This is a genomic window from Paraburkholderia sp. WC7.3g (assembly GCF_050436345.1).
Lineage (GTDB): Bacteria > Pseudomonadota > Gammaproteobacteria > Burkholderiales > Burkholderiaceae > Paraburkholderia > Paraburkholderia podalyriae.
In genome coordinates, this window is record NZ_JBNDMA010000001.1 from 754,716 (window position 1) to 780,422 (window position 25,707).

General features: G+C 62.2%; 22 protein-coding genes. 14 read left to right on the forward strand and 8 right to left on the reverse strand.

From position 1 onward, the window contains the following. Positions 1 to 304: 304 nt before the first annotated feature. From aroQ to OKW43_RS03580, 6 genes are read right to left on the reverse strand one after another with little or no spacing between them, the layout of a single operon-like run. Complete coding sequence (gene aroQ / locus OKW43_RS03555) at positions 305 to 742, reverse strand: type II 3-dehydroquinate dehydratase (RefSeq protein ID WP_429445302.1); 438 nt, start codon at positions 740 to 742, stop codon at positions 305 to 307. Positions 743 to 760: 18 nt separating this feature from the next. Next, positions 761 to 1,594, reverse strand: a complete 834-nt coding sequence (gene aroE / locus OKW43_RS03560) for a shikimate dehydrogenase (protein WP_429445304.1) — start codon at positions 1,592 to 1,594, stop codon at positions 761 to 763. Between the two features lie 7 nt (positions 1,595 to 1,601). Further along, entirely contained in the window at positions 1,602 to 2,816 is a 1,215-nt protein-coding gene (locus OKW43_RS03565; protein WP_187633345.1) for a CaiB/BaiF CoA transferase family protein, read from the reverse strand. Next, complete coding sequence (locus OKW43_RS03570) at positions 2,813 to 3,274, reverse strand: MaoC family dehydratase (RefSeq protein WP_429445306.1); 462 nt, start codon at positions 3,272 to 3,274, stop codon at positions 2,813 to 2,815. The genes OKW43_RS03565 and OKW43_RS03570 overlap by 4 nt, the downstream gene beginning before the upstream one ends. Before the next feature lies 1 nt (position 3,275). Then, the gene (locus OKW43_RS03575) at positions 3,276 to 3,668 is read right to left on the reverse strand and encodes a VOC family protein (RefSeq protein ID WP_429445308.1); all 393 of its coding nucleotides are present in this window, start codon (positions 3,666 to 3,668) and stop codon (positions 3,276 to 3,278) included. Continuing rightward, positions 3,665 to 4,615, reverse strand: coding sequence for a ketopantoate reductase family protein (locus tag OKW43_RS03580; RefSeq protein WP_429445310.1), 951 nt, complete (start codon positions 4,613 to 4,615; stop codon positions 3,665 to 3,667). The genes OKW43_RS03575 and OKW43_RS03580 overlap by 4 nt, the downstream gene beginning before the upstream one ends. Positions 4,616 to 4,719: 104 nt before the next feature. On the opposite strand from OKW43_RS03580, the gene OKW43_RS03585 reads away from it, so the two are divergent. The 6 genes from OKW43_RS03585 (at position 4,720) to argE (ending at position 13,647) form a co-directional block, all read left to right on the forward strand. Next, positions 4,720 to 5,640: a LysR family transcriptional regulator gene (locus OKW43_RS03585; RefSeq protein ID WP_187633349.1), complete on the forward strand. Its 921-nt coding sequence runs from the start codon at positions 4,720 to 4,722 to the stop codon at positions 5,638 to 5,640. A 393-nt stretch (positions 5,641 to 6,033) separates the two neighbouring features. Next, positions 6,034 to 8,181, forward strand: coding sequence for a molybdopterin-containing oxidoreductase family protein (locus OKW43_RS03590; protein ID WP_429445312.1), 2,148 nt, complete (start codon positions 6,034 to 6,036; stop codon positions 8,179 to 8,181). A gap of 908 nt (positions 8,182 to 9,089) precedes the next feature. Further along, complete coding sequence (locus OKW43_RS03595; RefSeq protein ID WP_429445314.1) at positions 9,090 to 10,133, forward strand: AraC family transcriptional regulator; 1,044 nt, start codon at positions 9,090 to 9,092, stop codon at positions 10,131 to 10,133. 308 nt (positions 10,134 to 10,441) lie between these two features. Next, positions 10,442 to 11,374 carry a hypothetical protein gene (locus OKW43_RS03600; RefSeq protein ID WP_429445316.1) on the forward strand — a complete coding sequence of 311 codons (933 nt, stop codon included), beginning with the start codon at positions 10,442 to 10,444 and terminating at the stop codon, positions 11,372 to 11,374. 45 nt (positions 11,375 to 11,419) lie between these two features. Next, positions 11,420 to 11,992, forward strand: coding sequence for an OsmC family protein (locus OKW43_RS03605; protein ID WP_187633353.1), 573 nt, complete (start codon positions 11,420 to 11,422; stop codon positions 11,990 to 11,992). 458 nt (positions 11,993 to 12,450) lie between these two features. Then, complete coding sequence (argE, locus tag OKW43_RS03610) at positions 12,451 to 13,647, forward strand: acetylornithine deacetylase (protein WP_429445318.1); 1,197 nt, start codon at positions 12,451 to 12,453, stop codon at positions 13,645 to 13,647. 12 nt (positions 13,648 to 13,659) lie between these two features. Here argE and OKW43_RS03615 read toward each other — a convergent pair whose 3' ends face one another. Next, positions 13,660 to 14,391, reverse strand: a complete 732-nt coding sequence (locus OKW43_RS03615; protein ID WP_133663808.1) for a GntR family transcriptional regulator — start codon at positions 14,389 to 14,391, stop codon at positions 13,660 to 13,662. A gap of 475 nt (positions 14,392 to 14,866) precedes the next feature. On the opposite strand from OKW43_RS03615, the gene OKW43_RS03620 reads away from it, so the two are divergent. The 7 genes from OKW43_RS03620 to OKW43_RS03650 are packed head-to-tail and all read left to right on the forward strand — an operon-like array spanning position 14,867 to position 22,316. Further along, entirely contained in the window at positions 14,867 to 15,784 is a 918-nt protein-coding gene (locus tag OKW43_RS03620) for an ABC transporter substrate-binding protein (protein WP_429445320.1), read from the forward strand. 10 nt (positions 15,785 to 15,794) lie between these two features. After that, positions 15,795 to 16,856 carry an ABC transporter substrate-binding protein gene (locus OKW43_RS03625; protein ID WP_222945495.1) on the forward strand — a complete coding sequence of 354 codons (1,062 nt, stop codon included), beginning with the start codon at positions 15,795 to 15,797 and terminating at the stop codon, positions 16,854 to 16,856. Beyond that, positions 16,853 to 17,752 carry an ABC transporter permease gene (locus OKW43_RS03630; RefSeq protein ID WP_187633356.1) on the forward strand — a complete coding sequence of 300 codons (900 nt, stop codon included), beginning with the start codon at positions 16,853 to 16,855 and terminating at the stop codon, positions 17,750 to 17,752. The genes OKW43_RS03625 and OKW43_RS03630 overlap by 4 nt, the downstream gene beginning before the upstream one ends. A 25-nt stretch (positions 17,753 to 17,777) precedes the next feature. Further along, positions 17,778 to 18,566 (forward strand): ABC transporter ATP-binding protein, encoded by a 789-nt coding sequence (locus OKW43_RS03635; RefSeq protein WP_187633357.1) that lies wholly within the window; start codon positions 17,778 to 17,780, stop codon positions 18,564 to 18,566. Next, positions 18,563 to 19,444: a carbon-nitrogen hydrolase family protein gene (locus OKW43_RS03640; protein ID WP_429445323.1), complete on the forward strand. Its 882-nt coding sequence runs from the start codon at positions 18,563 to 18,565 to the stop codon at positions 19,442 to 19,444. The genes OKW43_RS03635 and OKW43_RS03640 overlap by 4 nt, the downstream gene beginning before the upstream one ends. A 29-nt stretch (positions 19,445 to 19,473) precedes the next feature. Further along, the gene (locus OKW43_RS03645) at positions 19,474 to 21,015 is read left to right on the forward strand and encodes an amidohydrolase family protein (RefSeq protein WP_429445325.1); all 1,542 of its coding nucleotides are present in this window, start codon (positions 19,474 to 19,476) and stop codon (positions 21,013 to 21,015) included. Then, positions 21,015 to 22,316 carry a M20/M25/M40 family metallo-hydrolase gene (locus OKW43_RS03650; RefSeq protein ID WP_429445327.1) on the forward strand — a complete coding sequence of 434 codons (1,302 nt, stop codon included), beginning with the start codon at positions 21,015 to 21,017 and terminating at the stop codon, positions 22,314 to 22,316. The genes OKW43_RS03645 and OKW43_RS03650 overlap by 1 nt, the downstream gene beginning before the upstream one ends. A gap of 81 nt (positions 22,317 to 22,397) precedes the next feature. On the opposite strand, the gene OKW43_RS03655 is transcribed toward OKW43_RS03650, so the two are convergent. Then, positions 22,398 to 23,144 (reverse strand): SDR family NAD(P)-dependent oxidoreductase, encoded by a 747-nt coding sequence (locus OKW43_RS03655; RefSeq protein WP_429445329.1) that lies wholly within the window; start codon positions 23,142 to 23,144, stop codon positions 22,398 to 22,400. Positions 23,145 to 23,415: 271 nt separating this feature from the next. Between OKW43_RS03655 and OKW43_RS03660 the strand changes: the two genes are divergently transcribed. Then, positions 23,416 to 25,569, forward strand: a complete 2,154-nt coding sequence (locus OKW43_RS03660; RefSeq protein ID WP_429445331.1) for a hypothetical protein — start codon at positions 23,416 to 23,418, stop codon at positions 25,567 to 25,569. The last annotated feature ends 138 nt before the right edge of the window (positions 25,570 to 25,707 follow it).

Sequence of the window (25,707 nt, forward strand, 5' to 3'; positions counted from 1 at the left end):
TCGTTGAATACGATGTTCGGCTCGCCCGTATGCCTGGCCGCTCCACATCCCGTAACGGACGACCAGCGAGCGAACTGCTAGGGCCGAATGGGATCGATCACGGTCCGACGGACGAGGCGTGACTGGGGCGATCCCGTGCGACAGGACGACGGGCAAGGATCGGCCACGAGCAACCGTTGACCGCATTGTCGCCGACGGCTGCTCTGAACTGAATAGCGAACGATCGCCTGTTTCCAAACCCCCTCGCATTTGTTCTCGGCAAAAGGGATATGCACAGAGCAACCAGGCTCACATTGCTTCGCCCCTACTGCACCGCAGCTACCGCCGCCCGGAGCGCAAGCAGATAGCTTTGCGAACCAAAGCCACTGATCTGGCCCGTCACAATATCCGCGAAAACCGACTTGTGCCGAAACGGCTCACGCGCGTGAATGTTCGACATATGCAGTTCGATCACGGGGCAAGTCAGAATGGCCAGCGCATCGCGAAGGCCATAGCTGTAATGCGTCCATGCACCGGCGTTGATCAGCACAGCATCGACACCGTCTTCGAAGGCGCGATGGATACGTTCACACATCGCCGCTTCGCTGTTGGTCTGAAATGACTCCACCCGCACCTTCAGTTCCACGGCGAGATCTTGAAGACGAGCATCGATCCGTTCGAGCGTAATGGTCCCGTACTGTTCGGGGTCACGCTTGCCGAACATATTGTGACTAATGCCATGCAACATCAGGATGTTCTTCATACACTCTCCAGATCGCGCTTAATCGAGCGGAACCGTCAGCCGATCGATCACCGCTTGCGTTTCGGGCCGTACACCGCGCCACCATAGAAAGGCCTCCGCGGCCTGCTCCACCAGCATGCCAACGCCATCGGCCACACCGGCGACGCCCGCATTGCGCGCCAGTCGCAAGAACGGCGTGAGATGCTTGCCATATGCGAGTTCATAGGCAGTTCCACGCGGACTGAAAACACTGGGCGGCACAGGCGGTAAATCGCCCGTGAGGCTCGCGGAGGTCGCGTTGACCACCAGATCGAAGCGCCCCATCCGGTCGAGTTCGCCGTAAGCACACGCTGTTATCGGCCCATGCTGGGTCAATTGCGACGCCAGCGCTCGCGCCTTCGCGACATGGCGATTCACCATCACCAGTTCAGCGGGACGCGCACCCAGAAAAGGCAGCAACGCGCCGCGCGCCGCGCCACCCGCACCGAGCAGCAGCACACGCTTGCCCTCGAGCGGCGCGTGCAGGTTCACTTCGATATCGCGCAGCAGACCGATACCGTCGAAGTTCTCGGCGAAAACCCGGCCCTCTTCGAACTTGAATGCGTTCGCCGCGCCCGCGAGGGTTGCGCGCTCGCTGTGCTCATCGGCCATCGCGAATGCGGCGAGTTTGAACGGCGCGGTGATGTTCATACCCTTGCCGCCCGAAGTGATGAATTCGCGCACCGTTGCCGCGAATGCGTCGTCAGGCTCGCGCGGCCCCTCGATCGCCGTGTAGTGCATCGCCTGCTGGGTGGCTTCGGCGAAAAGACCATGAATCAGCGGCGATTTCGTATGGCCGATAGGATGGCCAATCACTGCATAGGTATCGTTCATCGTTGCCTCATTTGTCGAACAGCACGCCGTCCGTTTGCATCGCATCGATCTCGGCCGACGTGAAACCGAGCGATTGCGCGACTTCGGCGTTGTGCTGGCCAAGATCGGGCGCGACCTCGCGTAGCGTGGTGTCGCACGCAGAAAACCGGAACGGCAGATTCGGCAGACGCAGCGTGCCGTAGCGCGGATGCTGCTGCTCAACGATCATGCCGCGCGCCCGAATCTGCGGATCGGCAATCACTTCGTCGATGCGTTGCACCTTCGCGCAAGGCACATCGATGCCATCGAGAAGTTCGAGAATCGGCGCCACGGAACGCACCGCGACCCACGGCTCCACCACGGCGAGAATCTCCAGCCGATGCGTGTTGCGTCCGACGCTGCTGTGGAAACGCGCGTCCACGCCGAAGCCGCGCGGGCCACCGTTCGCCTCGATCAGAGCGGCGAAGCGCTTCCAGGCGTCGTCAACCTGGGCCGCTATCACCAGATCGCCGTCGGTCGCGCGAAACACGCCGTAGAGCGTCGAGCCGGGCATGTCGTGTCCTGTTTGCTCAGGCAGCACATCTGCAAGCGTGTAGCTCTGGACCGCGTACTCGTGCATCGACACGAGCGTGTCGTAGAGCGCCATGTCGATGTGCTGCCCGCGCCCGCTCTTCACGCGGCCGAGCAGCGCTGCATTGATCGCCGCGACCGCGTGAATGCCCGTGTACATATCGCCGAGCGAAATGCGCAGAAGCGGCGGACGTTCGCCCGGCGTGCCGACCATTTGCATGATGCCGCTCTTCGCCTCCGCGATCAGGCCGAAACCCGCGCGATGCGCGTCCGGCCCCGTGTGCCCATACGCCGAAATCGAACAGTAGACCAGCCCCGAATTGCGCGCCGAAAGCGCTTCATAGCCCAGCCCGAGCTTGTCGAGCGCACCGGGACGATAGTTCTCCACGAACACGTCCGCCGAATCGCAGAGCCGCTCCATGAAGGCTTTGCCGCGCGGGTCCTTCGTGTTCACGCTGACGCCGCGCTTGCCCATGTTGAGCTGCAGAAAATAGCCGCTGGTGCGATCGTCGAGCACGGTCGCGTGCTGGCGTCCCGCGTCGCCGCTGCCGGGTCGCTCGACCTTGATCACTTCCGCGCCGAGCGCCGCGAGGCAACGCCCCACATACGGACCCGCCAGAAAGTGGCTGTAGTCGACGACGCGAATCCCTTCGAGTGGACGAGGCTGCTTCATCGTGCGGCTCCCGGACGACGCGGCACCATCAGACGATGCTCGCCGCGCTGCACGACTTCGCCATGCTGATTGATGAGTTCCGAAGGTAGAACGACGATGCCCCAGTGGGGACGGCTCTTGCTATGTCGCATCGAACCAACGCGGAATTTCACACGCAACACATCGTCGACCTTGATCGGCAGAACGAAGTCCCAGCTCCAGCCCAGCGACATGCCCGGTAGAAAGCGATAATCGCTCTGCGTTTTCAGGCCATCCGCAATTGAGAGACCGAAGAGGCCATGCGCGACGAGGCAGCCGAAGTGGCTCGCGTTCGCATACTCCTCATCGACATGCACAGGCGTGTGATCGCCGGTGAGATCGGCATACGCCAGAATGCGTTCTTTCGTGACGGTGTAGTGCGGGCTCACGCATTCGTCGCCTTCGCGCGCGTCGTCCCAGTATTTTTCAACGATCGTCATTTCACGCCTCCGAGCGCGGATCGATGGCGAGCGCCTGCGCAACGCAGCGCGCGGGTTTCGCCTGAATGAATTCGATGGCGAGGCCATCGGGCAAACGTAGCCAGTTCGTATCTTGCGGCATCGGCTGCACGTCGTAGCGACGGGCAGCGGCGAGTGCAACCTCGACGTCCTCACACATGATGCCGAGATGGCCGAGCCGCCCCTCTGGGCCTTCGAAATCCGGCACATGGATGAACTGCATGCCCCCGAGCGCCCAGTACTGGCGCGGCGCTTCAGGCGTGCCGTCAACCTCTCGCATCGTCATGCCGAACACGTCTTCGAAAAAGCGAATGTGCCAATGGATGTCACGCACGAAGATCGCGAGATGTTCGAGATAAGCTTTCGGCGCGCTCATGCTTGCGCCTCCGCCTTCTGGCGATCGGCCATCGCACGCTCGACGCCCTTGATGCATGCAACGAGCGTCGCGTTGACGGGTGTCGGCACGCCGTGGCGCGCGCCCCAACGCACGACCGAGCCGTTGATGAAGTCGATTTCAGTGACGGAGCCTTTTTCGAGGCTCTGCAGCATCGACGTCTTGAACGCAGCGGGCAAACCTTGGGCGGCAAGGGTCCACGCCCGCTCGGGATCGGTCATCGAAAGCGTCACGCCCGCGGCCTGAGCTGCCGCGATCGCTTCGGCGACGGCCGCCAGCGAAGTCGCCTTAAGCAAGGGTTCGTCGTAAAGCTGGCCATAGGTCAGTGACGTGATGCCAGTCAGCGCGCCCGTCGCGACGTTCACCAGCAGCTTGTCCCACATGGTGCCGACGATGTTGTCGCTGACCTGCGTCGCAAGGCCCGCGTTGTTGAATGCTTCGGCGATACGCCGAACGCGATCCGTCACGCGTCCGTCCAGCTCGCCGATGATGGTGTGCTTGCCCACGACGCCCGATTCGATATGCCCAGCGCCGCGCAGCACGCCACCCACGTAGGTCTTGCCCGCCAGCACGCGTTCGCGGCCCACGGCGTCGGCAAGAATGTCCTCGTGACCGAGGCCGTTCTGCAGCGACAGCACCACCGTTTCCAGTCCCACGAGCGCCTGCGCACCGCGAATCGCTGCGTCGGTATGGAACGATTTGACGAGCACGATGACGACCTCGGCCGCCCCCACTTCGTCCGGCTCCGTGGTCGCGCGGACCTGCACCTGGCGCGACCCACGCGCGTCGTCGACGCGCAATCCGTGCGTTCGCATCGCATCGACGTGGGCGGGAGCGCGGTCGATCAGCCAGGTCTCGTGGCCGCCTTCGGTGAGCGTCGCGCCGATCGCGCAGCCCAGCGCGCCTGCCCCCAGAATTGCAATTTTCAAGAGCGTCTCCTTAACGTGTGACGTCACGATAAGAGCCACCGACCGATGTCGCAATGCAATGGCTACAATGGCGTCATTGCCTCACGCAATAATGGTGAATTACGATGACCTCGACCGATCTGCCCGACCTCAAGCTTCTCCAACTGTTCGACCTGCTCTACGACACGCGCAGCGTGACGCGCGTGGCAGAGCAACTCGGTCAAAGCCAGCCGACCATCAGCATCTGGCTCGCGCGGCTGCGCGAACATTTGCACGATCCGCTCTTTATTCGCACGCCGGGCGGCATGGCGCCCACGCCGCAAGCCGATGCGCTGATCGGTCCGTGCCGGGAAATCCTGGAATCGTTGCGGCGCTTCGCGGCTTGGGAAATCGCGTTCAATCCGGCCACGGCGCAGCGGCGGTTTCGCATCTGCATGACCGATGCGAGCCATGTGACGCTGCTGCCGCGCCTGCTCGCGCATGTCCGCGCGCAAGCGCCGGGCGTGCGTCTGGAGGCTGCGCGGATCGATGGCAATACGGAGCGGGCGCTCGAATCGGGTGAGGCCGATCTCGCGATTGGATACGTGCCTTGGCTGAGCGGGGGCATCTACCAGCAGCAGCTTTACGAGCAGGATTGGGTGTGCCTCGCGAATCGCCATCATCCGCGTATCCACAAGCGGCTCAGCATCAAGGCGTATCGGAGCGAGGCACACGTCGCGATTACGGCGGGAACAGGCACAGCGCTGCTCGAACAGGCGCTCGTGCGCGAGCGTATCGAACGGCAAGTCGCGCTCGAATTACCCGGCTTTCTGGGACTTGGCGCCATCGTGCAGACCACGGACCTGATCACGACGCTGCCGCGCCATATAGGCGAGACGCTGGCGCACGCCAGCGATCTCGCGGTCCATCTGTGCCCCATTCCCGTCGAGGGTTTCGCCGTGCGGCAGCACTGGCATGCGCGCTACCATCACGAGGCAGGCAATCGCTGGCTGCGTTCGGTCGTCGCCCGGCTGTTTGGCATTTCGGGTGTCAAAGTTGTCGGCTGACGATTTCGGATGTTGGGATCGATGTCGTCTAGTCCGCCATGAGCGGACAATCGCACGCAGACGCCCATCGTCCGCTTCGCTAACGTTCGTATCGACTCCCATCTTCGTGAGGGCGTGCTTCTCGTGCGACGGGCCGTCGCGAGGCCCGATGTCCCTGCCGGGGCGCGGCGTGCCGGACTTGCGGGCAGTGGCACTCGCAACAGGTCGCGGGCTATTGCCAAAATATGAACGCCGTTTATAATAGCGAATGGATGGCCGCAGTCTGGCGGCGATCTAACGCTAGTCATATGCGGGTGCTCTGTGATCTTGCAGGTATCCGGCTCGGCTTTAACATTTACGCCGAAAGTTGTGTGTGGTTACCAGGTGTGGGCCACACTACAGGAGGAGCTCGCCGTGCCACGCGAAGCCGTCACCGCCTGCCGCATCTGCGCCGGCAACTGTTCACTGCTCTTGACCCTGGACGACGCCGGACGCGTCGTTGCTGCGCGCGGCGACCGCGACAATCCGCTCACGCGCGGCTACGCCTGTATCAAGGGCGCGTATCTGCATGAGGCGCATAACAGCGCGGAGCGGCTCTTGCACCCGCTGAAACGGCAACGCGATGGCAGTTTCGTGCAGATGCCGCTTGACGTGATGTTGGCCGAGATCGCGGCGCAACTCCAGACACTGATCGAGCGCCACGGCGCCGATGCGGTCGCAGCCTTTCGCGGCACCATGAACTACTCTAACCTCGCCGCCAATCATATGTTGCCCGCCTTCCTCGCGGCGCTGGGTTCGAATTCGTTTTTTTCTACAATGACCATCGACCAGTCGGCCAAATGGGTGGCATTTGAGCGACTGGGCGGCTGGGCTGCCGGCAAAGATCCGTACGCGCTCGCCGACACGCTATTGTTCGTCGGCACCAATCCGCTAGTGTCGCTATCCACGTTCAACTTTGCATTGCAGAATCCGGTCAAGCAGCTCCACGAAGCGAAGGAGCGCGGCCTGAAGCTGGTGGTGATCGATCCACGAGAGACAGAGACCGCCCGCCATGCCGATGTCTTCCTGCAGGTGCTGCCGGGCGAGGACCCGACCGTCCTGGCTGGCCTGCTGCGCATCATTCTGTGTCGCGGCTGGCACGACGCTGAATTCTGCGCGCGCTACGTCAAGGACCTGCGACGAATGGCGCGCGCGGTCGAGCCGTTCACGCCCGAATACGTCGCCCAGCGCGCCGGCGTAAGCGTCGAAGGGCTCGAAGCCGCCGCTGCGGCCTTCGCGGAACCCGTCCGGGAGGCCGGCGGCCTGCGCCGCAAGCGTGGCTCGGCCGCGTCGGGAACCGGGCCCAACATGGCGCCGCACTCCAATCTGGCCGAGCATCTGGTCGAATGCCTCAACGTCGTGTGTGGCCGCTTCGCTCGCCCCGGCGACCCTGTACCGAATCCCGGCGTGGTCGCCCCACGCTACCAGCGCCGCGCCGAAGTGATTCCGCCGCGCCGTTCCTGGGAGTCCGGCTGGAAGAGCCGTGTCGGCGGCTATGGCATGCTGTTCGGCCAGAAGATGAGCGGCACGCTGGCCCAGGAAATCACTACGCCTGGCGCCGGCCAGATCCGCGCGCTGTTGGTCGACGGCGGCAATCCAGTCGATGCCGTGCCCGATCAGCGCCGCATCGCCGATGCGCTGCGCCAACTGCAACTGCTGGTATGCATCGAGCCATTCATGACTAACACTGCGCGGCTCGCGCACTATGTGATTCCACCGAAGCTGATGTTCGAGCGCGCCGACCTGCATTCGCGCGACTACGAGTCCTACATCATGTTCCAGCCTTACGCACAATACTCGGCCGCCGTGGCGACGCCGCCGGAGGGATCCGAAGTCGTGGACGACTGGTTCGTATTCTGGGATCTGGCGCGGCGCCTGGGCAAGACCATCATATTCGACGACGTTCCGCTCGATATGCGCGCAGCCCCGACCACCGACGAGCTGCTTGCGACTCTGGTTCGCCACGGCTCGATCTCATTTGACGAACTGAAGCTGTACCCACAAGGGAAAGTCTACGAAATCGAACCGATGATCGTGCAGCCCGGCGAGCCAGCGAACACCGCGCGCTTCGATGTGATGCCGGACGACGTCGAGCGCGAACTGGCGGGCGTACTGAACGAAGCGGGGGCGCCGCCGGGGTTCACGCATCGCCTTGCGGTGCGGCGCGTGCGCGACGTGCAGAACACCATGTACCACCACCTGCCCGCGGTCCGCCGACGCATGCCGTTCAATCCGGCCTTTGTGCATCCCGATGACCTGGCTGCTCAAGGATTGACCGAAGGCCAGTGTGTGGCCATTGTTTCGCCGCACGGCCGCATCCGAGCTATCGTCAAAGCGGACCCCGCACTGCGCCGAGGCGTCGTGTCCATTCCGCACGGCTGGGGACCGATGCCCGACGAGGAACCCCAAACTTACGCCGGCGCCAATCCAAACCAGTTGCTCAGCACTACGGTTGGCCTTGATCCGATCAACGCCATGCCGGTAATGAGCGCGATGCCGGTACGCATCGAAGCTGTAGACTGAATCGCAAGAGAGAACCCCCCTTTTCGAATCGAACGGTTTGTTTTCGAGCACGAGGATGCAGCTACCCGGCCGTCCTGCCTTGCCCGAAATCTGGCGAGCGAGCGAACGAAAGACCCCTTGGATTACGAAACACCGGCTGAACGAACCTTGCTGTCAAAAGAGTGAATCGGATAACCCACTTCTATCGGAATTACTCCACTGCTCTCGCTTGCCTGTACGCTTGCTTCCATCTTGCGTTCGAGTAACCCGCCTTGCGTGACGTACCGACGCACGGCACTAGCCCTTGTTGAACAGGCTCAGGACACCGGAGATAGATTTCGCTGCCAGAACGAGCAGAGCGCCGGAGACGTTGTAGTCGACGTTGTACATCAGGTCCGTCAAGTAGAACATAGGTAGCGCAATTAGCGGATGGCATATCGTGCGGCTTATCAGGAGTCTCATAGACATCTCACGCAATGTCGATTGCCCGAAGCGGTAGGTCACTGGACGCGAACCGATGGGTGCAAGTGGGATGGCGCAGCGGGCTTCGGATAGCCATGGAAGATTTCGCCACGAGAACGGCTGACGTTGATCCCGTCACGTTCCGTCCTGTACCAACTCTGCCTCTCGCAACCGCTTGCGGTCCTGCCCGCGCGTCGACGTTTTTTGTCCGATCGTCCACGTCTTGCCGATGGTGCGCGTAGCAATTGCCGGGCGTCCAGAAAGATTGCCCTGCACTCCTGCCAAATTGCTCGATGTGTCTGCACGAGACACGCCTCATGAAGCGCCTCAGCAGGCGGGGTGGAATCATCCGTAAGGGATTTGTCATCGATTAGCGCAACGGGTATAACATGTACCCCTCGGCCAAATGACGAATGACCGCCATCGCAGTTCCTTGCCTGGGAAATCGCATTTCACGCGAGCTATTCATGGATGCAGTTTCCGACGTTCTGCGCGCTGTGCGCCTAAGCGGCGCGGTGTTCCTGAACGGAATCTTCACGGCACCGTGGTCCTTGATAGGCCGCACCGATGCGGCGCTCTGTGCGGCCTACCTACCGCGTTCAGAGCGGGTAGTCTCCTATCATCTGATCATAGAAGGGAGTTGCTGGGCGAAGTTGGCAAACGACCCGCATTCAGCTATTCATCTCAATGCCGGAGAACTGCTGGTGATCCCGCAAGGTGAAGCGCATGTGATGGGCAGCGCCATGGATGTTCCGCCTACGCCGTCGGAGTCGCTATTAGCCGGTCTGATGGTGGAAACACCCGGTGAGGTAATGACGCTGTCCCACGGAGGCGGAGGAGCGACGACTCGCATCGTATGTGGCTTTCTAGCCAGCGACGATACGCTGAGCAACCCACTGCTCTCATCGCTGCCGCGACTCTTCAAGATTGATATGCGTCACGATCCGCGCGCGGCATGGCTTGAGTCCTCTCTGAAGTTTGCTGCCGCCGAGGCAGGGGATTCGCGTCCGGGCGGCACGATCGTGCTCGCCAGACTGTCCGAACTCCTGTTTGTCGAGGCGGTGCGTAGCTGTATTGAAGCGCTACCCGCGGACCAGACAGGATGGCTTGCCGGCGTGCGCGACCGCTATGTGGGGCGCGCGCTTTCCTTGCTCCATGCTCAATCGGTTCACCCCTGGACCGTCGATGAGCTTGCGCGCAAGGTGGGGTTATCGCGCTCGGCGTTGGCGCAACGGTTCACCGATCTTCTTGGACAACCGCCAATGCAGTACCTTGCGCGATGGCGCATGCAGATTGCGGCGCACGAACTGCTGATCGGCAGTAAGTCACTCGCGGCAATAGCGGAGCAGATCGGCTACGAGTCCGAGGCGGCGTTCAGTCGAGCCTTCAGACGCGAATTTGGAATGCCGCCGGCAAGCTGGCGCCGGAGCAAAGGAAAGTTGGACGGCACTGCCGTATCCAGGCAGGCATCACTAAGCGCAAGTGGTATCGCACCGCCACCGGTTCAGTGACACCGTTCGCCAAGCGCAACGGTGCGTCGATAAACGTCAGCAAACGCCCGAACTGATCGGTGGCTCATTGCGCCAATTGGCCAGATCAATCGCCAGCGTGCCTCTGGCATGCCCGACTCAACGTTCATTCACGCACCTCAATGCTGACGCGGCGTTTCAGTCATATCGTCCGGCGGCCCGATCATAGAGCTTCGCATATCCCCATCGTACATTGAGCGTACCGGAATGCCAGATCAGCTATCTGGTTCTGACCGGTTGATGGACACGCACAACTCGACCGCGTGGCGGTCTCTATTGGGAGCAAGGCTATGAAAGCAGTATCGCGACTTTCCGACCGCGATCGTTACGCCCGGTGCATTCGCGCCTCAAAGATGGTCAGTTGGGATATCGACCGTGACGTGATTGGAGGCCGCACTTTCGACACATCCCAGAAGTATCTGCCCGACGGGCTCTCACTGGCGCCGAATTTCTTCACCCTGTCTGGCAGTGAGAAACGGTTTGTCAGTCAGATTCAGGGCCGCACGTATGCAAACGTGTTCGGGCTGGTCGAACGCTTCATCAACGCAAAGGTGCTCGAAGTCGGACGCGACTACTGGCTCGGCGACCAGGTGGCTCTTGAGGCGCTGGTTCGGTTCAGCGAGGAGGAGCTCAAGCATCAGGCGCTGTTTCGCCGGATCGACAAAATGATCGGTGAAACCCTGCCGGCCGGCTATCGCTTCGACGTCGACCCCGATGCCATTGCGGCTGTGATCCTCGGGAAGAGCACCTGGGCGGTACTGGCGCTGACGTTGCATATCGAACTTTTCACACAGCTTCACTATCGTCAGAGCATCAATCCAGACGATCAGATATCCGAACTGTTCAAGAACGTATTTCTCTATCACTGGAAGGAGGAGAGCCAGCACGCCATCCTTGATGAACTCGAATGGCAGCGTCACGACGCCACTGTGACGGCCGATGAGCGCGACAAGGCTGTCGACGAGTTCATCGAGCTGGTCGCCGCAGTCGACGGCATTCTGCAGGCGCAGGCCGCAGCCGATGCGCGTTATTTCGCGGCGAACTGCGGCCGCGCAGTCGACGAGGTTGAAACGCTGTCGATCGAAGCGAATATTCTGGAGGCTTACCGGTGGCAATACATCCATTCGGGTGTACGCCATCCCCACTTCGGGGAGGTTCTTCATAGGCTCATCTCCGAAGACCAAGGCATGCGCATCCAGACTGCGCTTGCCACGCTGCAATGAGATTGACCGAAACGGAACAACCCGCGTAGGTAAAGGAGATGCGATATGAATGCGAATGCACCGACCCAGGAACCTATTGTCGTCAACGGCATCAACGTCGACGACCTGTTCGCGCTGATTGAGAGCGTCAGGCGCGATGCCTCGAAAGCCGCCACCAGTTGGCGCATTGCTACGACATGGCAAGGCCAGACCCGGACTCGCGCGGAGGTAGACGGCTTCTCGATCGGAGGACAGAACGTGTCGCGCCGGTTCACGATCGATATCGATGAGCCTTGCGAACTTGGCGGCTCTAATCAGTTTGCCAACCCTCAGGAGCATCTGATCGCGGCGCTGAACGCTTGCATCACGGTGGGTTACGCGGCGCAATGCGCCGTTCGCGGGATTACGCTCCAATCTCTCAAGGTTGAGACTGAGGGTGAAATCGATCTCAGAGGGTTTCTTGGGCTCGACTCCCAGGTGGCAAACGGCTACGAGAGCTTGCGTTTCACCGTTCGTATCAAGGGCAGCGGCACCAGGCAGCAATTCGCCGAAATCCACGACGCTGTGATGGCCACGTCTCCCAACGTCTACAACCTGGCGAATGCGGTCGCCTTGAAATCGACGTTTGTGGTCGAGTGACTTCGAGATGGGGCGCGGCGGTACCCGAATCGTTTCCGCGGCGCTTTTTTTTAACGGACGGAGGCGAGAGCACGCACGCCCAACTTCTCAAACCAGGTATTCGCCAACAACGCCGAACGACGACCGATCGCTTTGGGCAAGGACCGCAGGCCGATCTGAGTAGGCGAAAGGCCGTTGTACGTCGCAAGCAGTCGATTAGTTTTTGCCTGGTCGAAGGGCAGTAGTGGCCCGGCTGCTGCCTGTGGCGATCGGCAGCGTCCGACCGTTTATAGGACCCTGAAACAAGAAGAGGACACCGGCTCTGTCGACCGCTACGACGTACGCTTAAGCAAATCGGTGCAGGCGTTACAGAGATCGGTCTGGGTGAAGGATCAATATGGGATATGCATTCACACCTCAAACAATTTCGTCGGCATAGAATTGATCGATCCAACACCGAGACAAAGAGGTCACTGGCCATGCCTGATCAGCCGACAGCTAGCGCAAGCAATCGCGCGCCTTACCTTGCGCTAGTTGAGGAGCTCATTCGATACGACACGACCAGCAGCCGCTCCAATCTCGGCCTGATCGAAGCAATCCGGGATCGCCTTCGAGCCCGCGACGTCGAAGCGCTTCTCGTCTATGACCGGTCCCGGCAAAAGGCGAATCTGTTCGCGACGTTGCCAGCGATGCACGGCGAGACGAATGGCGGCGTCGTGCTGTCCGGACACACCGATGTCGTTCCCGTAACCGGCCAGAACTGGTCAAGTGATCCCTTCGATCCGGTCATCCGCGGCGATCGAATCTACGGCCGCGGCTCGTGCGACATGAAAGGGTTTATCGCCGTGACGCTCGGCTTGTTACCCGACATCCAGAAGCGCCGGCTGCGCGAGCCGATTCATCTCGCATTTTCTTTCGACGAGGAAGTCGGCTGTCTCGGCGCGCCGTTGCTGCTGGCGGAACTTGCGAAACGCGGCATTCGCCCGGCTGGGTGCATCGTCGGTGAACCGACAAGCATGCGGCCCGTCGTCGCGCACAAAGGCAACAATGCTTACCGATGCTGCGTGAAGGGTCTGGCCGGCCATTCGTCCCGCACGCCGAGCGGCGTCAACGCGATCGAATATGCGGCGCGGCTGATCTGCCGCATCCGCGAGGCCGCCGATCTACTTCGCCGCAACGGCCCGTTCGATCGCGCCTTCGACGTGCCATTTTCGACGGCGCAGACCGGCATGATCTCAGGCGGCATCGCGATCAACACGATTCCCGAGCAGTGCGAGTTCTTCTTTGAGTATCGCAACCTGCCTTCAGAAGATCCAGAACGCTTTTTCGAACAGATCGCCCGCTATGCCCGCGAGCAACTGGTACCGGAGATGCGCGCGGTGGCCGACGTGGCGTCGATCTCGTTTGAAAAGGTCGGCACGACCCCGGCGCTCGACAGCGCGGAACAAGCCGCCGTCACGCGACTCGTGCGGAGCCTGTGCAACGACTTCGAGACACGCAAGGTGACCTACGGTACCGAGGCCGGCCTGTTCTCGCAGGCTGGAATTCCGACTGTCATCTGCGGTCCTGGCAGCATCGACGATGCCCACAAGGCGGACGAATCCGTCGAGTTGTGGCAACTCGCGGAATGCGACCATTTCCTGCGGCAGGTACTCGAAACGCTCACCGCGCCCTGAAGCACGCCGACGTCATTGGCCATCGAACAGGATCGCCTCCAGATCGTCGTGCTCTTCCTCGGGCTCATGCAACCGGAGCGTGGCTTCGATATGTTCGAGATGCTCGATCATCACTTTTTGCGCCAGCTTCAAGTTACCCGCTTCCAGCGCATCGATCAGGCGCGTATGTTCGTCATGCGGACACGCCTTCGCCGTCGGCGCGTTGTAGAGCAGGATGGTCAGGCAGGTGAGCATCTGCAGGCCGCGCATCGTACGCTCGACGAAGCGATTGCCCGACACCTGAGCGAGCATCACGTGGAATTCGCCTGAAAGTCGTACCGAGGTGCGCCGGTCATCACGCTTACGGGCCTCATCTTCCTGTGCCACATGCGCGCGCAAACGCGCCAGGTCTTTCTTCGTCGCGCAACGGCACACCTTTTCGATGATCGGCAATTCGATCTGACGCCGCGCCTCGAACAACTCGCGCGCCTCCTCCACCGTCGGGCTCGCAACAAACGCGCCGCGATTCGGCACGATCGTGACGACAAGTTCGTGCGCCAGTTGCTGCAACACTGTCCGCACGGTGGTGCGGCTGACGCCAAAAATAGTGGCGAGCCGGTCTTCGGCGAGCTTCGTGCCGGGCTGCAGCCGATGCTCCGAGATCGCATTCATCAAGCGCTCGTAAATCACGTGGCGATGCGCGCCGTCGAAGGAGCCAGCCACTTCGTTTTCGGCCGTCTTCGCCCTCTTCTTATCAGTCGGCATGAAAGGATCCTGGTAATGAGCTGAATCACGACAAGGGCAACGTGCGCGGCTGACTACACCAATTGCACTGCCTCGCCGCAGTGCAAATTATCGCCGATATTGCACACAAGTTATATGCCAAATCGCATTTTTGTTGCAAGCAAATTGTACGACTGTGTCCGTCATTCCTTGTTAGACCAAGGCTAAACATGCTTGAACGCATGATGCCCAGTCACTGTGCCGAGCGCAACATGGCGGTGCGAAACCAGCCTTTCTGCCACATTGTGGTGCGTTTTTTTGAAAACAGGACGAGACACGATTGTGTACAAACGTTGCGATTTATTTAAAACAATACCCTCGACATCCTGTAAACAAAGCGATGCGCCTCAGCGCATACGAAGCCCCGCTTGCTGGCACGGTCTTCGCTAAATGTGGTCAAGCCCTCGCGTGCGGCAAGCCGTCTGCCCGAGCGATTCCCTGACTCCCAGATCCTGTCATGCAAAAACTGCTCCTGGCGCACGGCAGTGCGCTTTCCAATCTCGCGTTGTTCGTTGCGGTCGATACCGGCCTGTTCGAGCGTCATGGCCTACAGGTCGAAGCACCGCCGCTGACACATTTCAGCTCCACCGCTGCATTGCTGAGAAGCGGAGAGGCTGATCTCGGCACCACCGGCTTTACACAGCCGCTGGTCGATCATGCCCGGCCCGACCCGCTGCGCATTGTCGGTGGCAGCGGCAAGCTCGGCATGGCGCTCGTGGGGCAGCCGGGCCTGTCGATGAGCGATCTGCGCGGCCAGCATGTAGGAACCTTCGCCGACGATCCAATGGAAGTCCTGCTGCACGATGCACTATGGGTGCACGGGATGGATCTCATGCAGGTCGAACGCGTGCTGTACCCATCGCTCGCCGAGGCGGTCGCCGATCTGACCGGCGGCCGCCTCGCGGCGCTGACGTTGATCGAACCGTGGATTTCCCGCCTTCGGCTGCGCGGCTTCGAGGTGCTGTGCGACGGCTTGCACGCTTGGGGCGGCGACTATCCCGACACGTTGCTCGTCGCCCGCAAGAGTTTTCTCGACGCACATCCTGAGATCATCCGCGCGGCCTTACGCGCAATGCTCGATGCGCAGGAAGCGATTACGAACAATCCCCGCGAAGCCCTGCGCGCCAGCGCCTACCGCTACCCCGAATTCGCGCTTGACGAACTGCTGGCCGGCGTCGCCGCGCAGCCGCCGATCATCGATATTCGCCCGCTTCGCGAGTGCATTCTCGCACGTGCCCGGTCGCTGGAAGCGCTCGGACGAATGCAGGTTTCCGCCTCGATTGGACAGATTTTCAGCTTCGATCTGCTGGCACAAACGCTTGCGCAGTCGCCTGCGGAAACTTTCACATCCCCATCTGCCGTTCAATCTCTCTAAGGACCACGCGATGTTCAGGAAATTTGTTCAGCAAGACCCGAATGGTTACCCGTTGACCGAACTCGGCAGTACGCGGCGCGAATTCCTGATGCGCGGTGCGTGTCTGGCCGGCGCCGCGGCGTTGGGCGGTGCCTATCTACCACAGGCCATGGCGGCCGGCCCGCTGACCCTCAAGGCGACGCACGGCACGGGTCTCTGCAATTGTCCGTTCTTTCTCGTCAAGGAACGCAATCTCGCGCAGGGCGTCACGCTCGACTTCGTCACTACCCCGTCCAATGCGGACATCGCGGCGCTCTTCGGCGCGGGCGTGGTGGACGTCTCCGTGGTTCCGTACACCAACTTCATGACGCTCTACGATGCCGGCGCACCGATCAAGATCGTCGCAGGCTCGGGCGTGCAGGGCTGCGTGATCGTCGCGCAGGCGGGCATCACGTCAGCGGCCCAACTGCGCGGCAAGACCATCGGCACATTCCAGGCCGATACGCTCGAAATGCTCCCGTACGATTACCTGAAGAAGGCCGGCATGAGTTTCGCCGACGTCAAGGTGCGCTACTTCGGCACGTCGCCGGAGCTGGCGCAGGCGTTCATCGCCGGGAACGTCGATGCAATGTGCCACATCGAGCCCTACGCGACGCAGGCGTTGAAGGCGAGGCCGGGCTCCGTGCAGCTTTCGAACGGTGTGGATGTATACGGCGCGAACTACTCCGACTGCGTTCTCGCGGTGCGAAGCAAGCTCCTGCACGAAAACCGCGATGCGGTGAAGGCGCTGATCAAGGCGATGATGGTCGCGCAGCATCAGGAAGAACTGGACCGCGCCTCGGCCGTCAAGGACACCGTCGGCAAGTACTTCAAAACGAGCTACGACGCCACGCTCGACGCAGCCGCGAAGCAGCCGGCGATGATCGATCAGCGCAGCAACCAGAATTTCATCCTGCAGCGGGCGCAGAATCTGAAGGACCTGCGCTACATCAAGCGACTTCCTGGCCCTGACATGTTCGACTGGGGGCCGCTCGATGAGGTGATCAAGGAAAACGGCGATCTCTATGGCCAGCTCAAGCTGAAATCCGCATGAAAGCCGATCCGACGACCCTCTTCGCGCACCGGCGCGTGGTGCGCCCGGCAGCAAGTGGCCGGCCACGCTACAACCTCGTCCGGCGACTCGTGCCGCTTGGCTGGGGAGTCGCCTCGCTGGCGTGCTTCATTGCCGCATGGGAACTGGCGTGGGCCGCAGGTTGGGCAGATCCGCTTCTGTTGCCGCCGCCGCACATCTTCCTGCGCAACTTCGCGTCGCAGGCTCAGTACTTCATCCCGACTGACGTGATCGGCGAGACGTCCAACGCGACAGCGCTGAAGTCGCTCGCCATGACAATCGTCGCAACAACGTTGCGGGTGTTAAGCGGCCTGGTGCTGGGCTTCGTCTGCAGCGTGGCGATGGGCGTCGCGATCCGCTACTTCCGCCTGCTCGGCAACCTCACCTTACCGACGATCACGCTGCTGGCTCCCATTTCACCGATCGCGTGGCTCCCGGTTGCGATCTTCCTGTTCGGAATCGGAAATGCGCCCGCTGTATTCATGGTGTTCATCTCGCTTTTTTTTGTCATGACCGTCTCGACGATAAGCCAGATCGACAACGTCAGCCGTACCCACCTTAACGTCGCCGCCGTGATGGGCGCGACGCGCGCGCAAACGTTCCGTCATGTGATTCTGCCGGCCATTTTGCCGTCGCTCTTCATGGTGCTGCGCATGAACCTGTTCGGCGCGTGGATGGTAGTGCTGGTGGCGGAAGCGACCGGCGTCGGCAGCGGGCTCGGTCAGGTCGTCATGCTCGCGCGCAATACCTTCAACTCGAGCCTGTCGTTCTTCACGATGACGCTGATCGGCGTCACCGGCTTCGCCTTCGACGTTGCGCTGCGAATCGTCCAGCGCAAGGTGCTGTTCTGGGTGCCAGGTAACGGTTTGGGGAAATGATATGAGCCAGAATGAATCAGCTTCCATGCAACCGCCGCTCGTCACCTGCAAGGGCGTCGGCAAGACATGGCAGACAGACGGCGCACCGTTCGTTGCCTTGCGTGACGTCGACCTGAATATCGCTCGCCGCGAATTCGTCGTGTTCCTCGGCCCAAGCGGGTGCGGCAAAAGCACTCTGCTCTATCTAATCTCAGGACTGGAACAGGTATCCAGCGGCCGCATCGCGTGCGGTGGTGCCGAGGTGAGCGGACCGGGCACGGACCGTGGACTCGTCTTCCAGGACGCCTCGCTCTTTCCGTGGCTGAGCGTGGGCGAAAACATCACCTTCGGCCTGAAAATGCAGCATATGCCCAAGGAAAACCGGCGGCGTGTCGCAGAGGAAATTCTTGAGCGTGTCGGCTTGTCCGAAGCCATCGACAAACGGCCCGACCAGCTCTCGGGCGGCATGCGCCAGCGTGTTGCCGTGGGGCGTGCACTCGCGCTGAAGCCCGAGATACTGCTGCTCGACGAGCCGTTCGCCGCGCTGGACGTGCAAACGCGTGCGAAGATGCAGGACTTCCTGATCCAGGTCTGGCAACGAAGCAATGTGTCGATGGTCTTCGTCACTCACCACATCGACGAAGCGATTGCGCTCGCCGACCGCATTGTCGTGTTTACGGCACGCCCGGGGCGCATCAAGACCATCATTCCGGTCGATCTTCCTCGTCCGCGGGACACGCGCAGCCTGGCGTTCCACGATCTCAGCGTCCATCTGACCGACCTGATGCGCGATGAAGTCGATCGCGCCTTCGCCGAGCAGGAGCGGGTCCGATGAATCGACTGGTAACCCTGAGCACACTTCGGGCCGCGGCGCTGCAATTGCCTCCCTGCACAACCGACCTTGCCGGCAACGAGGCCGTGGCATTTGCCGCCGTGCGCGCCGCCGCTGATGACGGCGCCCAGTTGATCGTCTTGCCCGAGTTCTCAATGGTGCCGTACTTCGCGAGCGCGCCGGGCGGGCAATATCGTGACTGGGCGCAGCCCGCCGACGGTCCCCTCGCCGCACGCTGCGCCGCGCTGGCCAGGGAGCGTGGCATCGCCCTGTTCGTACCGTTCTACGAAATCGATCGGGCGAGTGGTCGGTATCACAACGCCGTGCTCGGCTTCGACGCCGACGGCAATCCGCTGCGCGCCGGTCCGGTTGCGCGCAAGCTTCACCTGCCTGTCGGCGACGACCCGCCGCCCGGCTACGATGAAGCCGCGCACTTCACGCCTGGCGACGCACTGCACGTCATGCAGGTAGGCGCATGGCGCATCGGCGTTCTGGTCTGCTACGACCGCCGCTTTCCAGAATGCTGGCGCGCGTTGCGTGCGGCCGGCGCCGATCTCGTCATCGTGCCCGTCGCGGGCAGCGGTGGCGACGATATGGATTTCTTCGTCGGGGAGCTGCGCACGCACGCGCGGGAAAATGGGCTGGCGGTCGTTTGCGCGAACAAGACCGGTGACGAATTCCTCGATGGCGTGCGCATCGACAACTATGGCGAGTCGTGTGTGATTGCCGCCGACGGCGCTGTACTCGCCCGCCGGCCAGGCAACGAAGGACCTGGCATCGTCAGCGCGACGCTCGCGCATGCAGACATCGCGGCGACCCGCGAAAAGCTGTCTTACTTCGACCATCGGCGTGTCGATCTATACGACACACCATCGTTCTGAAACTTTCCTCCGTTCAGGTAAAAGCAACCATGTCCGAAACATTGATTGTCGCTGGCTGGATCGTCAAGGGCGTCGCCGACCGGCACACCGCAGAGGTCATCCGCGACGGCGCGCTGTATCAACGCGACGGCGTAATAGTCGAGATCGGCGATGCGCAGCAGCTGATCGCAAAGTATCCGAACGCGCCGCGCCTCGGCTCGCCCGATACGGTGTTGATGCCTGGCTTCGTCAACAGTCACCATCACGTCGGCCTGACGCCGCTGCAACACGGCTCTCCGGACTACGCGCTGGAACTGTGGTTTGCGAGCCGGATGGGTACGCGCGAGATCGATCTTTACCTCGATACCCTGTACTCCGCCTTCGAAATGATTGCGTCCGGCATTACCACCGTGCAGCACATCCACGGTTGGCGGCCTGGTCCGCTGTCGTCGATACATGAAGCCGCTTCAGGCGTCCTGAAGGCGTATCGGGACATCGGTATGCGCGCGTCGTACAGCTTCGCCGTGCGCGAGCAGAACCTGCTCGTCTACGAAGCCGACGAAGACTTCGTCAAACGCCTGCCGGCCGACATCGGACCTAAGGTCGGTGCGCATCTGAAAGCGCAGCAGGTCCCGCTGGCCGATCATCTGCAGTTGTTCGACATGCTCACGCAGGACAACGAAGGCCAATCGCTGACCCGGATTCAGCTTGCACCTGCCAACCTGCACTGGTGTAGCGATGAGACACTGCTTACCATCAAGGAACGCGCCGACAAAGCCGGCGTACCGATGCATATGCATTTGCTCGAAACCGCCTATCAGAAGGAATACGCGCGCCGCCGGACCGGCAAGACGGCGGTCGCGCATCTGAACGATCTCGGTCTGCTCGGTCCGTCGCTAACCCTCGGCCATGGCGTGTGGCTGACGGAAGCAGACATCGAAATGGTCGCGCATACCGGCACCTGCATCTGCCATAACTGCAGTTCGAATCTCCGTTTGCGCAGTGGCGTGGCACCCTTGAATGCGTTCGCCAGATACGGTGTGACGGTCGGCATGGGGCTCGACGAAGCGGGTATCAACGAAGACCGCGACATGTTGCAGGAGATGCGCCTCGCACTGCGGGTACACCGCACGCCGGGAATGGACGACGACGTGCCGACCTGCCCACAAATACTGAAAATGGCCACTGAGGATGGCGCTCGAACCACCCCGTTCGGCGCACAAATTGGGCGCCTGGAAACCGGACGCCTGGCCGATCTGGTGCTGATGAACTGGAAGACCGCCACGTATCCGTATCAGGACGATAACATTCCGATGCTCGATGCGCTCATGCAGCGCGCCAAGACCAATGCTGTCGATGCCGTGATGATTGCCGGCGAAGTGGTGTACCGGGATGGCCGGTTCACGCGCGTGGATCGCGATGCGATCCTCAACGAGATCGAACAGACTCTCGCGAAGCCGCGCAACGAGGTGAAGCAGGCGGAACGGGAACTGGGCACCGCCGTGTTCCCTCATGTAAAGGCCTTTTACACCGACTATTTTGCTGAAACGCCGCCGCGTCAGCCGTTTTACGCCCCTTCATCACGGAACTGATGGACCGAATGACCACGCAAGCCCTTTTGGAAGCGGTCGACGATCGTTTCGACGCTGAAGTCGAATTTCTGGCCGCCCTCGTTCGCGAGCCCTCTGACAACCCGCCCGGCGATTGTGCGGGTCACGCCGATCTGGCCGCCCGCGCGCTAGAAGCGCTCGGCTTTGAAGTCGAGCGACACGTCGTGCCGGCAGACGCTGTCGTTCAGGCTGGCATGTTCAGTGTGACCAACCTGGTCGTTCGGCATCGCTTCGGCGACGGCCCGACGATTGCACTGAACGCACACGGCGATGTCGTGCCGCCCGGCGAGGGCTGGTCGAGCGATCCTTACGGCGCCGAGATCCGGGATGGCTATATGATCGGACGCGGTGCGGCAGTCTCGAAGTCCGACTTCGCCACGTACGCTTTCGCATTGCGCGCGTTGATCGAGACGGCTGCCCCGCTGCAAGGCACGGTCGAACTGCATTTGACCTACGACGAGGAAAGCGGCGGCTTGCTGGGTCCCGGCTGGCTGCTTGCGAACGGCATCGTAAAGCCCGACTTCGCGATCTGCGCCGGCTTCTCGTATGCGATCACGACCGCTCACAACGGTTGCGTGCATCTCGAAGTCAGCGTGCGCGGCAAGTCCGCGCACGCCGCTCGCCCCGACACCGGACACGACGCGCTTGAGGCGGCCACGGCGGTGTTGCAGGCGCTCTATGCGCATCGCGCGGAACTGGCCACGATTCGCTCCGCGACCACCGGAATCGAACATCCGACACTCGTAGTGGGGCTGATCGAAGGCGGCATCAATACCAACGTCGTGCCCGATCTGGTGATCCTGCGGCTCGATCGGCGCGTGACGCCGGAGGAAGACGCGGCTGCCGCGCGAACGCGCGTGGAGGAAGTCGTGCGGCATGCTGTCGCCGGGCTGCCCGGCATCAGCGTCGAATTCCGCGAGGTGCTGATCGCCTCACCGATGAGGCAGTTGCCCGGCGCGGAGCAGCTCGTCGCCGCATTGCAGGCGGCGGCTCGCGTCACGATCCAGACGGAGATTACGGCGGAAGGTGTGCCGCTCTATACCGATGCCCGCCTGTACTGCGAAGCCGGTGTGCCGACCGTGATCTACGGAGCCGGACCTCGCACACTCCTTGAGGCAAACGGACACCGGGCGGACGAGCGAGTGGCGATAGAAGATCTGAGGCGGGCTACGAAGACCGTCGCTCTGGCGCTCAGCGGCTTACTGAAGCCGAGGTGGGAACATTCGCAGAAACCGGCCGAAGGGCCGGAACGGGTCGCATGCTGCCGGTCGACGCCAGGCTGAGACCGGCGAACATGCGTCGTTAGATGGGGCGTGTACTGCGTTGCTCGCGCGACCATTCTCGCGCGCGATGCGGCCAGGGATCTATATGAAGCTTGCGCCTCCGTTGACGGGGATCGTTTGGCCCGTGATGAATGCGTTGCCGACGACCATCCGCACGACCTCCGCGACCTCGCTCGCTTCGCCCAAGCGCCCGACGGGCAGCCTTTCTGCGACGTTGGACGCCTTAAGCGGTCCAGCCATTTCGGTGTCGATCGGTCCCGGTGCAACGGCGTTGACGGTGATCCCTTCGCGGGCGAGCCGTGCCGCATAGCCGCGCGTCAAGCCTTCGAGGCCGGCTTTCGATGCGTTGTAGTGAACGCCGACCAGGCCGGGGCCGCGGGCGGCGGCCGACGACACATTGACGATGCGGCCCCAGCGCCTCGCGCGCATGCCGGGCAGCACTGCCTGCGTGCAGAGAAACGCCGATTTCAGATTGACGGCGAGCGTTCGATCGAACTCCGCTTCCGCGAGATCGTCGATGTCGACGATCGTCGCGGTGCCCGCGTTGTTCACGAGCACGTCGATGAGGCCGAAGCGGTTTTCCACCTCGACAATCATCGCTTCGACGTCGTCTCCGACCGATACGTCGGCGCATACTGCGATCGCGCGGCCTCCGGCGCGTTCGATTTCCGCGACGACGTCGGCCGCGTCGTTCTCGCGTTGCCGATAGTTGACGGCGACCGCCGCGCCGGCTGCGGCAAGCGCGATCGAAATGGCGCGTCCGATTCCGCGCGAGCCGCCGGTCACCAAGGCGACACGATCGTTTAAGTTGAGCGAATGAGCTGGCATCGTGGAACTCCTCAGTTGCGGGGGGCAGAACCGGTTGTGGCCTCGTCTGCGAAGCGTGGTGTCGCTGAGCGAGGCGTTGCCGGAAAGCATCCTAGTTTGCCCCCTTCAAAGCGCTTTCGCCGGAAAGTCGCCCTGCTGCTTTCATCGATCTTTCGGCCGTTCTGGCTTCAATGCCGCCGTTGCAGCTAGACTGGGCCGAAGGGCGGCTCAGGGTCCGACTGCTGCCCGACGCGCAAGGGCGAGGAATCAAACCGCGCGGTGCACGAATCCGGTGTCGCTGGCGCTCGACGACCGGACGGTCCACGAGGCGATGGACAATGCGATGCGCGTTCGCGGCCGACGGAACGTCTTGACCAGGCTCGTGCAACGAGCCAGCCTTCAGCAGCCTCGGGTACTGGTCGTCGAAGATATTCACTGGTCGGACGCGTCGACGCTTCGGGACCTCGCCGGACTATCCGTGACGGTGGCCGGGTGTCCGGCCATGCTGGTGATGACAGCGCGGACGTTGGGCAATTCGCTCGACCAGTCCTGGCGCGCAGCAACCGACGCGCCGTGCTCGCTCGTCGAACTGGGTCCACTGAGCGCTGGCGAGGCGCATGAGATGGCCGAATCGTTTGCTGGTGCAGAGGCGGATCTGGCGGAGCGCTGCATCGAACGGGCCGCGGGCAACCCGCTGTTTCTCGAGCAACTGCTCAGCAACGCGGAGGAGACTGCGGGAACTGGCGTGCCGGGTTCGGTGCGAAGTCTCGTGCAAGCGCGGCTGGATCGACTTGATCCCACGGACAAAACTGTCCTGCAGGCGGCCTCGGTGCTGGGCCAGATCTTTGAGAAGGAGGCGCTCGACTATCTTGTCGATGGCACCGGCGCTGCCTTGGAACCCCTTGTGCTGGATCGCCTGTTGCGGCGCCAGGGCAGCGGATTCATGTTCCATCACGCACTGATTCGCGACGGCGTCTATGACGGGCTTCTGAAAAGCCGGCGCCGTGAGCTGCATCGTCGCGCCGCACAGTGGTACGGCGAGCGTGAGCCCGTCCTGCGGGCCGTGCATCTCGATCGCGCGGGGGACTGCGAGGCGGCGCGTGCCTATTGCGACGCGGCGCGCTCGCAAGCGTCCGGATACCGCTATGAATCCGCGCTCCAGCTCGTCGAACGCGGGCTCGAACTCGCGGATGCGCGGACAGACCGCGTCGCACTCGACTGCCTCCGGGGCAACATCCTGCATGACGTCGGTGACATGACGTCTGCACTCGAAGCATTCGAAAACGCCCTCGAGGTTGCTGCTAACGACGCCGAACGTTGCCGGGCATGGATGGGGCGTGCCACCGTGAAGCGGGTCATAGACGATCTCGACGGTGCATGGGCTGATCTCGACTGCGCCGCCGCAGCCGCCACCGCCGAAGACCTCCTGCACGAGGAAGCGCGCATTCACTTCCTGCGCGGCAATCTGTGCTTTCCACGCGGCGACATCGACGGCTGCATACGCGAACACGGGCGCAGCCTTGCTCTCGCGCGCGAAGTGCGCGACGCCGAACAGGAGGCGGCTGCGCTGGGCGGGCTCGGAGACGGAGAGTACATGCGCGGCCGGATGATCAGCGCACACGACGCCTTCAGTCGCTGCATCGAACTCTGCCAACGCCACGGGTTTGGACGAATCGAGGTGGCCAATCTTCCAATGCGCGCGATAACGACCTGGTTTGCAGGCGAGGCGAAGGCCGGACTCGATGCCGCTCTCGCCAGCGTCACGGCGGCTGAGAAGGTCGGCCACGTACGTGCGGCCGCTGTTGCCCACCACGCTGTCTGGCACTGCCTGCACGACCTCGCGGACTGGGATCGTGCCTGGGAGCATGTCGGCCCGGCGCTCCAGTGCGCGCGCGAGCTGAAATCAAGGCGATTCGAAGGCGAAGCGCTCGCGTTTCGCGCGGAATTACATCGTGTCGCCGGCCGCCGCGGCGAAGCGCTCGACGATATCGCGGAGGCGCTGGCAATCAGCCGGGAAACAGGCATGACCTACCTGGGCGCAACCTATCTCGGCGTCCTTGCGCGGGCGACAGATGACGTCGCCGTCTTCGGGAGTGCGCTCGCGGAAGGGGAAGCCTGGCTCGCCGCCGGGGCGGTGAGCCACAATCACTTTCTCTTTCGACGTGACGCGATCGACGCATGCATCGACTGGCGACGCTGGGATGACGCTGCACACCATGCTGCAGCCCTTGAGGATTACGCACGCCGCGAGCCGTCAGCCTTTTCGGCTTTCTTCGTGGCACGCGCACGCGCGCTTGTCTCATACGGGAAGGGCAATCGGGACCTGGCATCGTTGAACGAACTCCGGCGGCTCAAGCAAGAAGGCGGGAAGTCAGGTTTCCTTTACGCTATCCAGGCGATCGACGCTGCACTCTCACGCGAACGCGAGGCGAAGCACTCCGGCTGAGATCGACGCGAGAGCAGGGATCGACGTCGGCCCGGGTGCCCGGTAGTCAGGCCGCGTCCAGTCAGATAGCGGACCTGTGCTTGTCAGTCGAGCTCATCGCGTTCCCTCACGAAAGCACACAACCAGGAACGGTCGCAT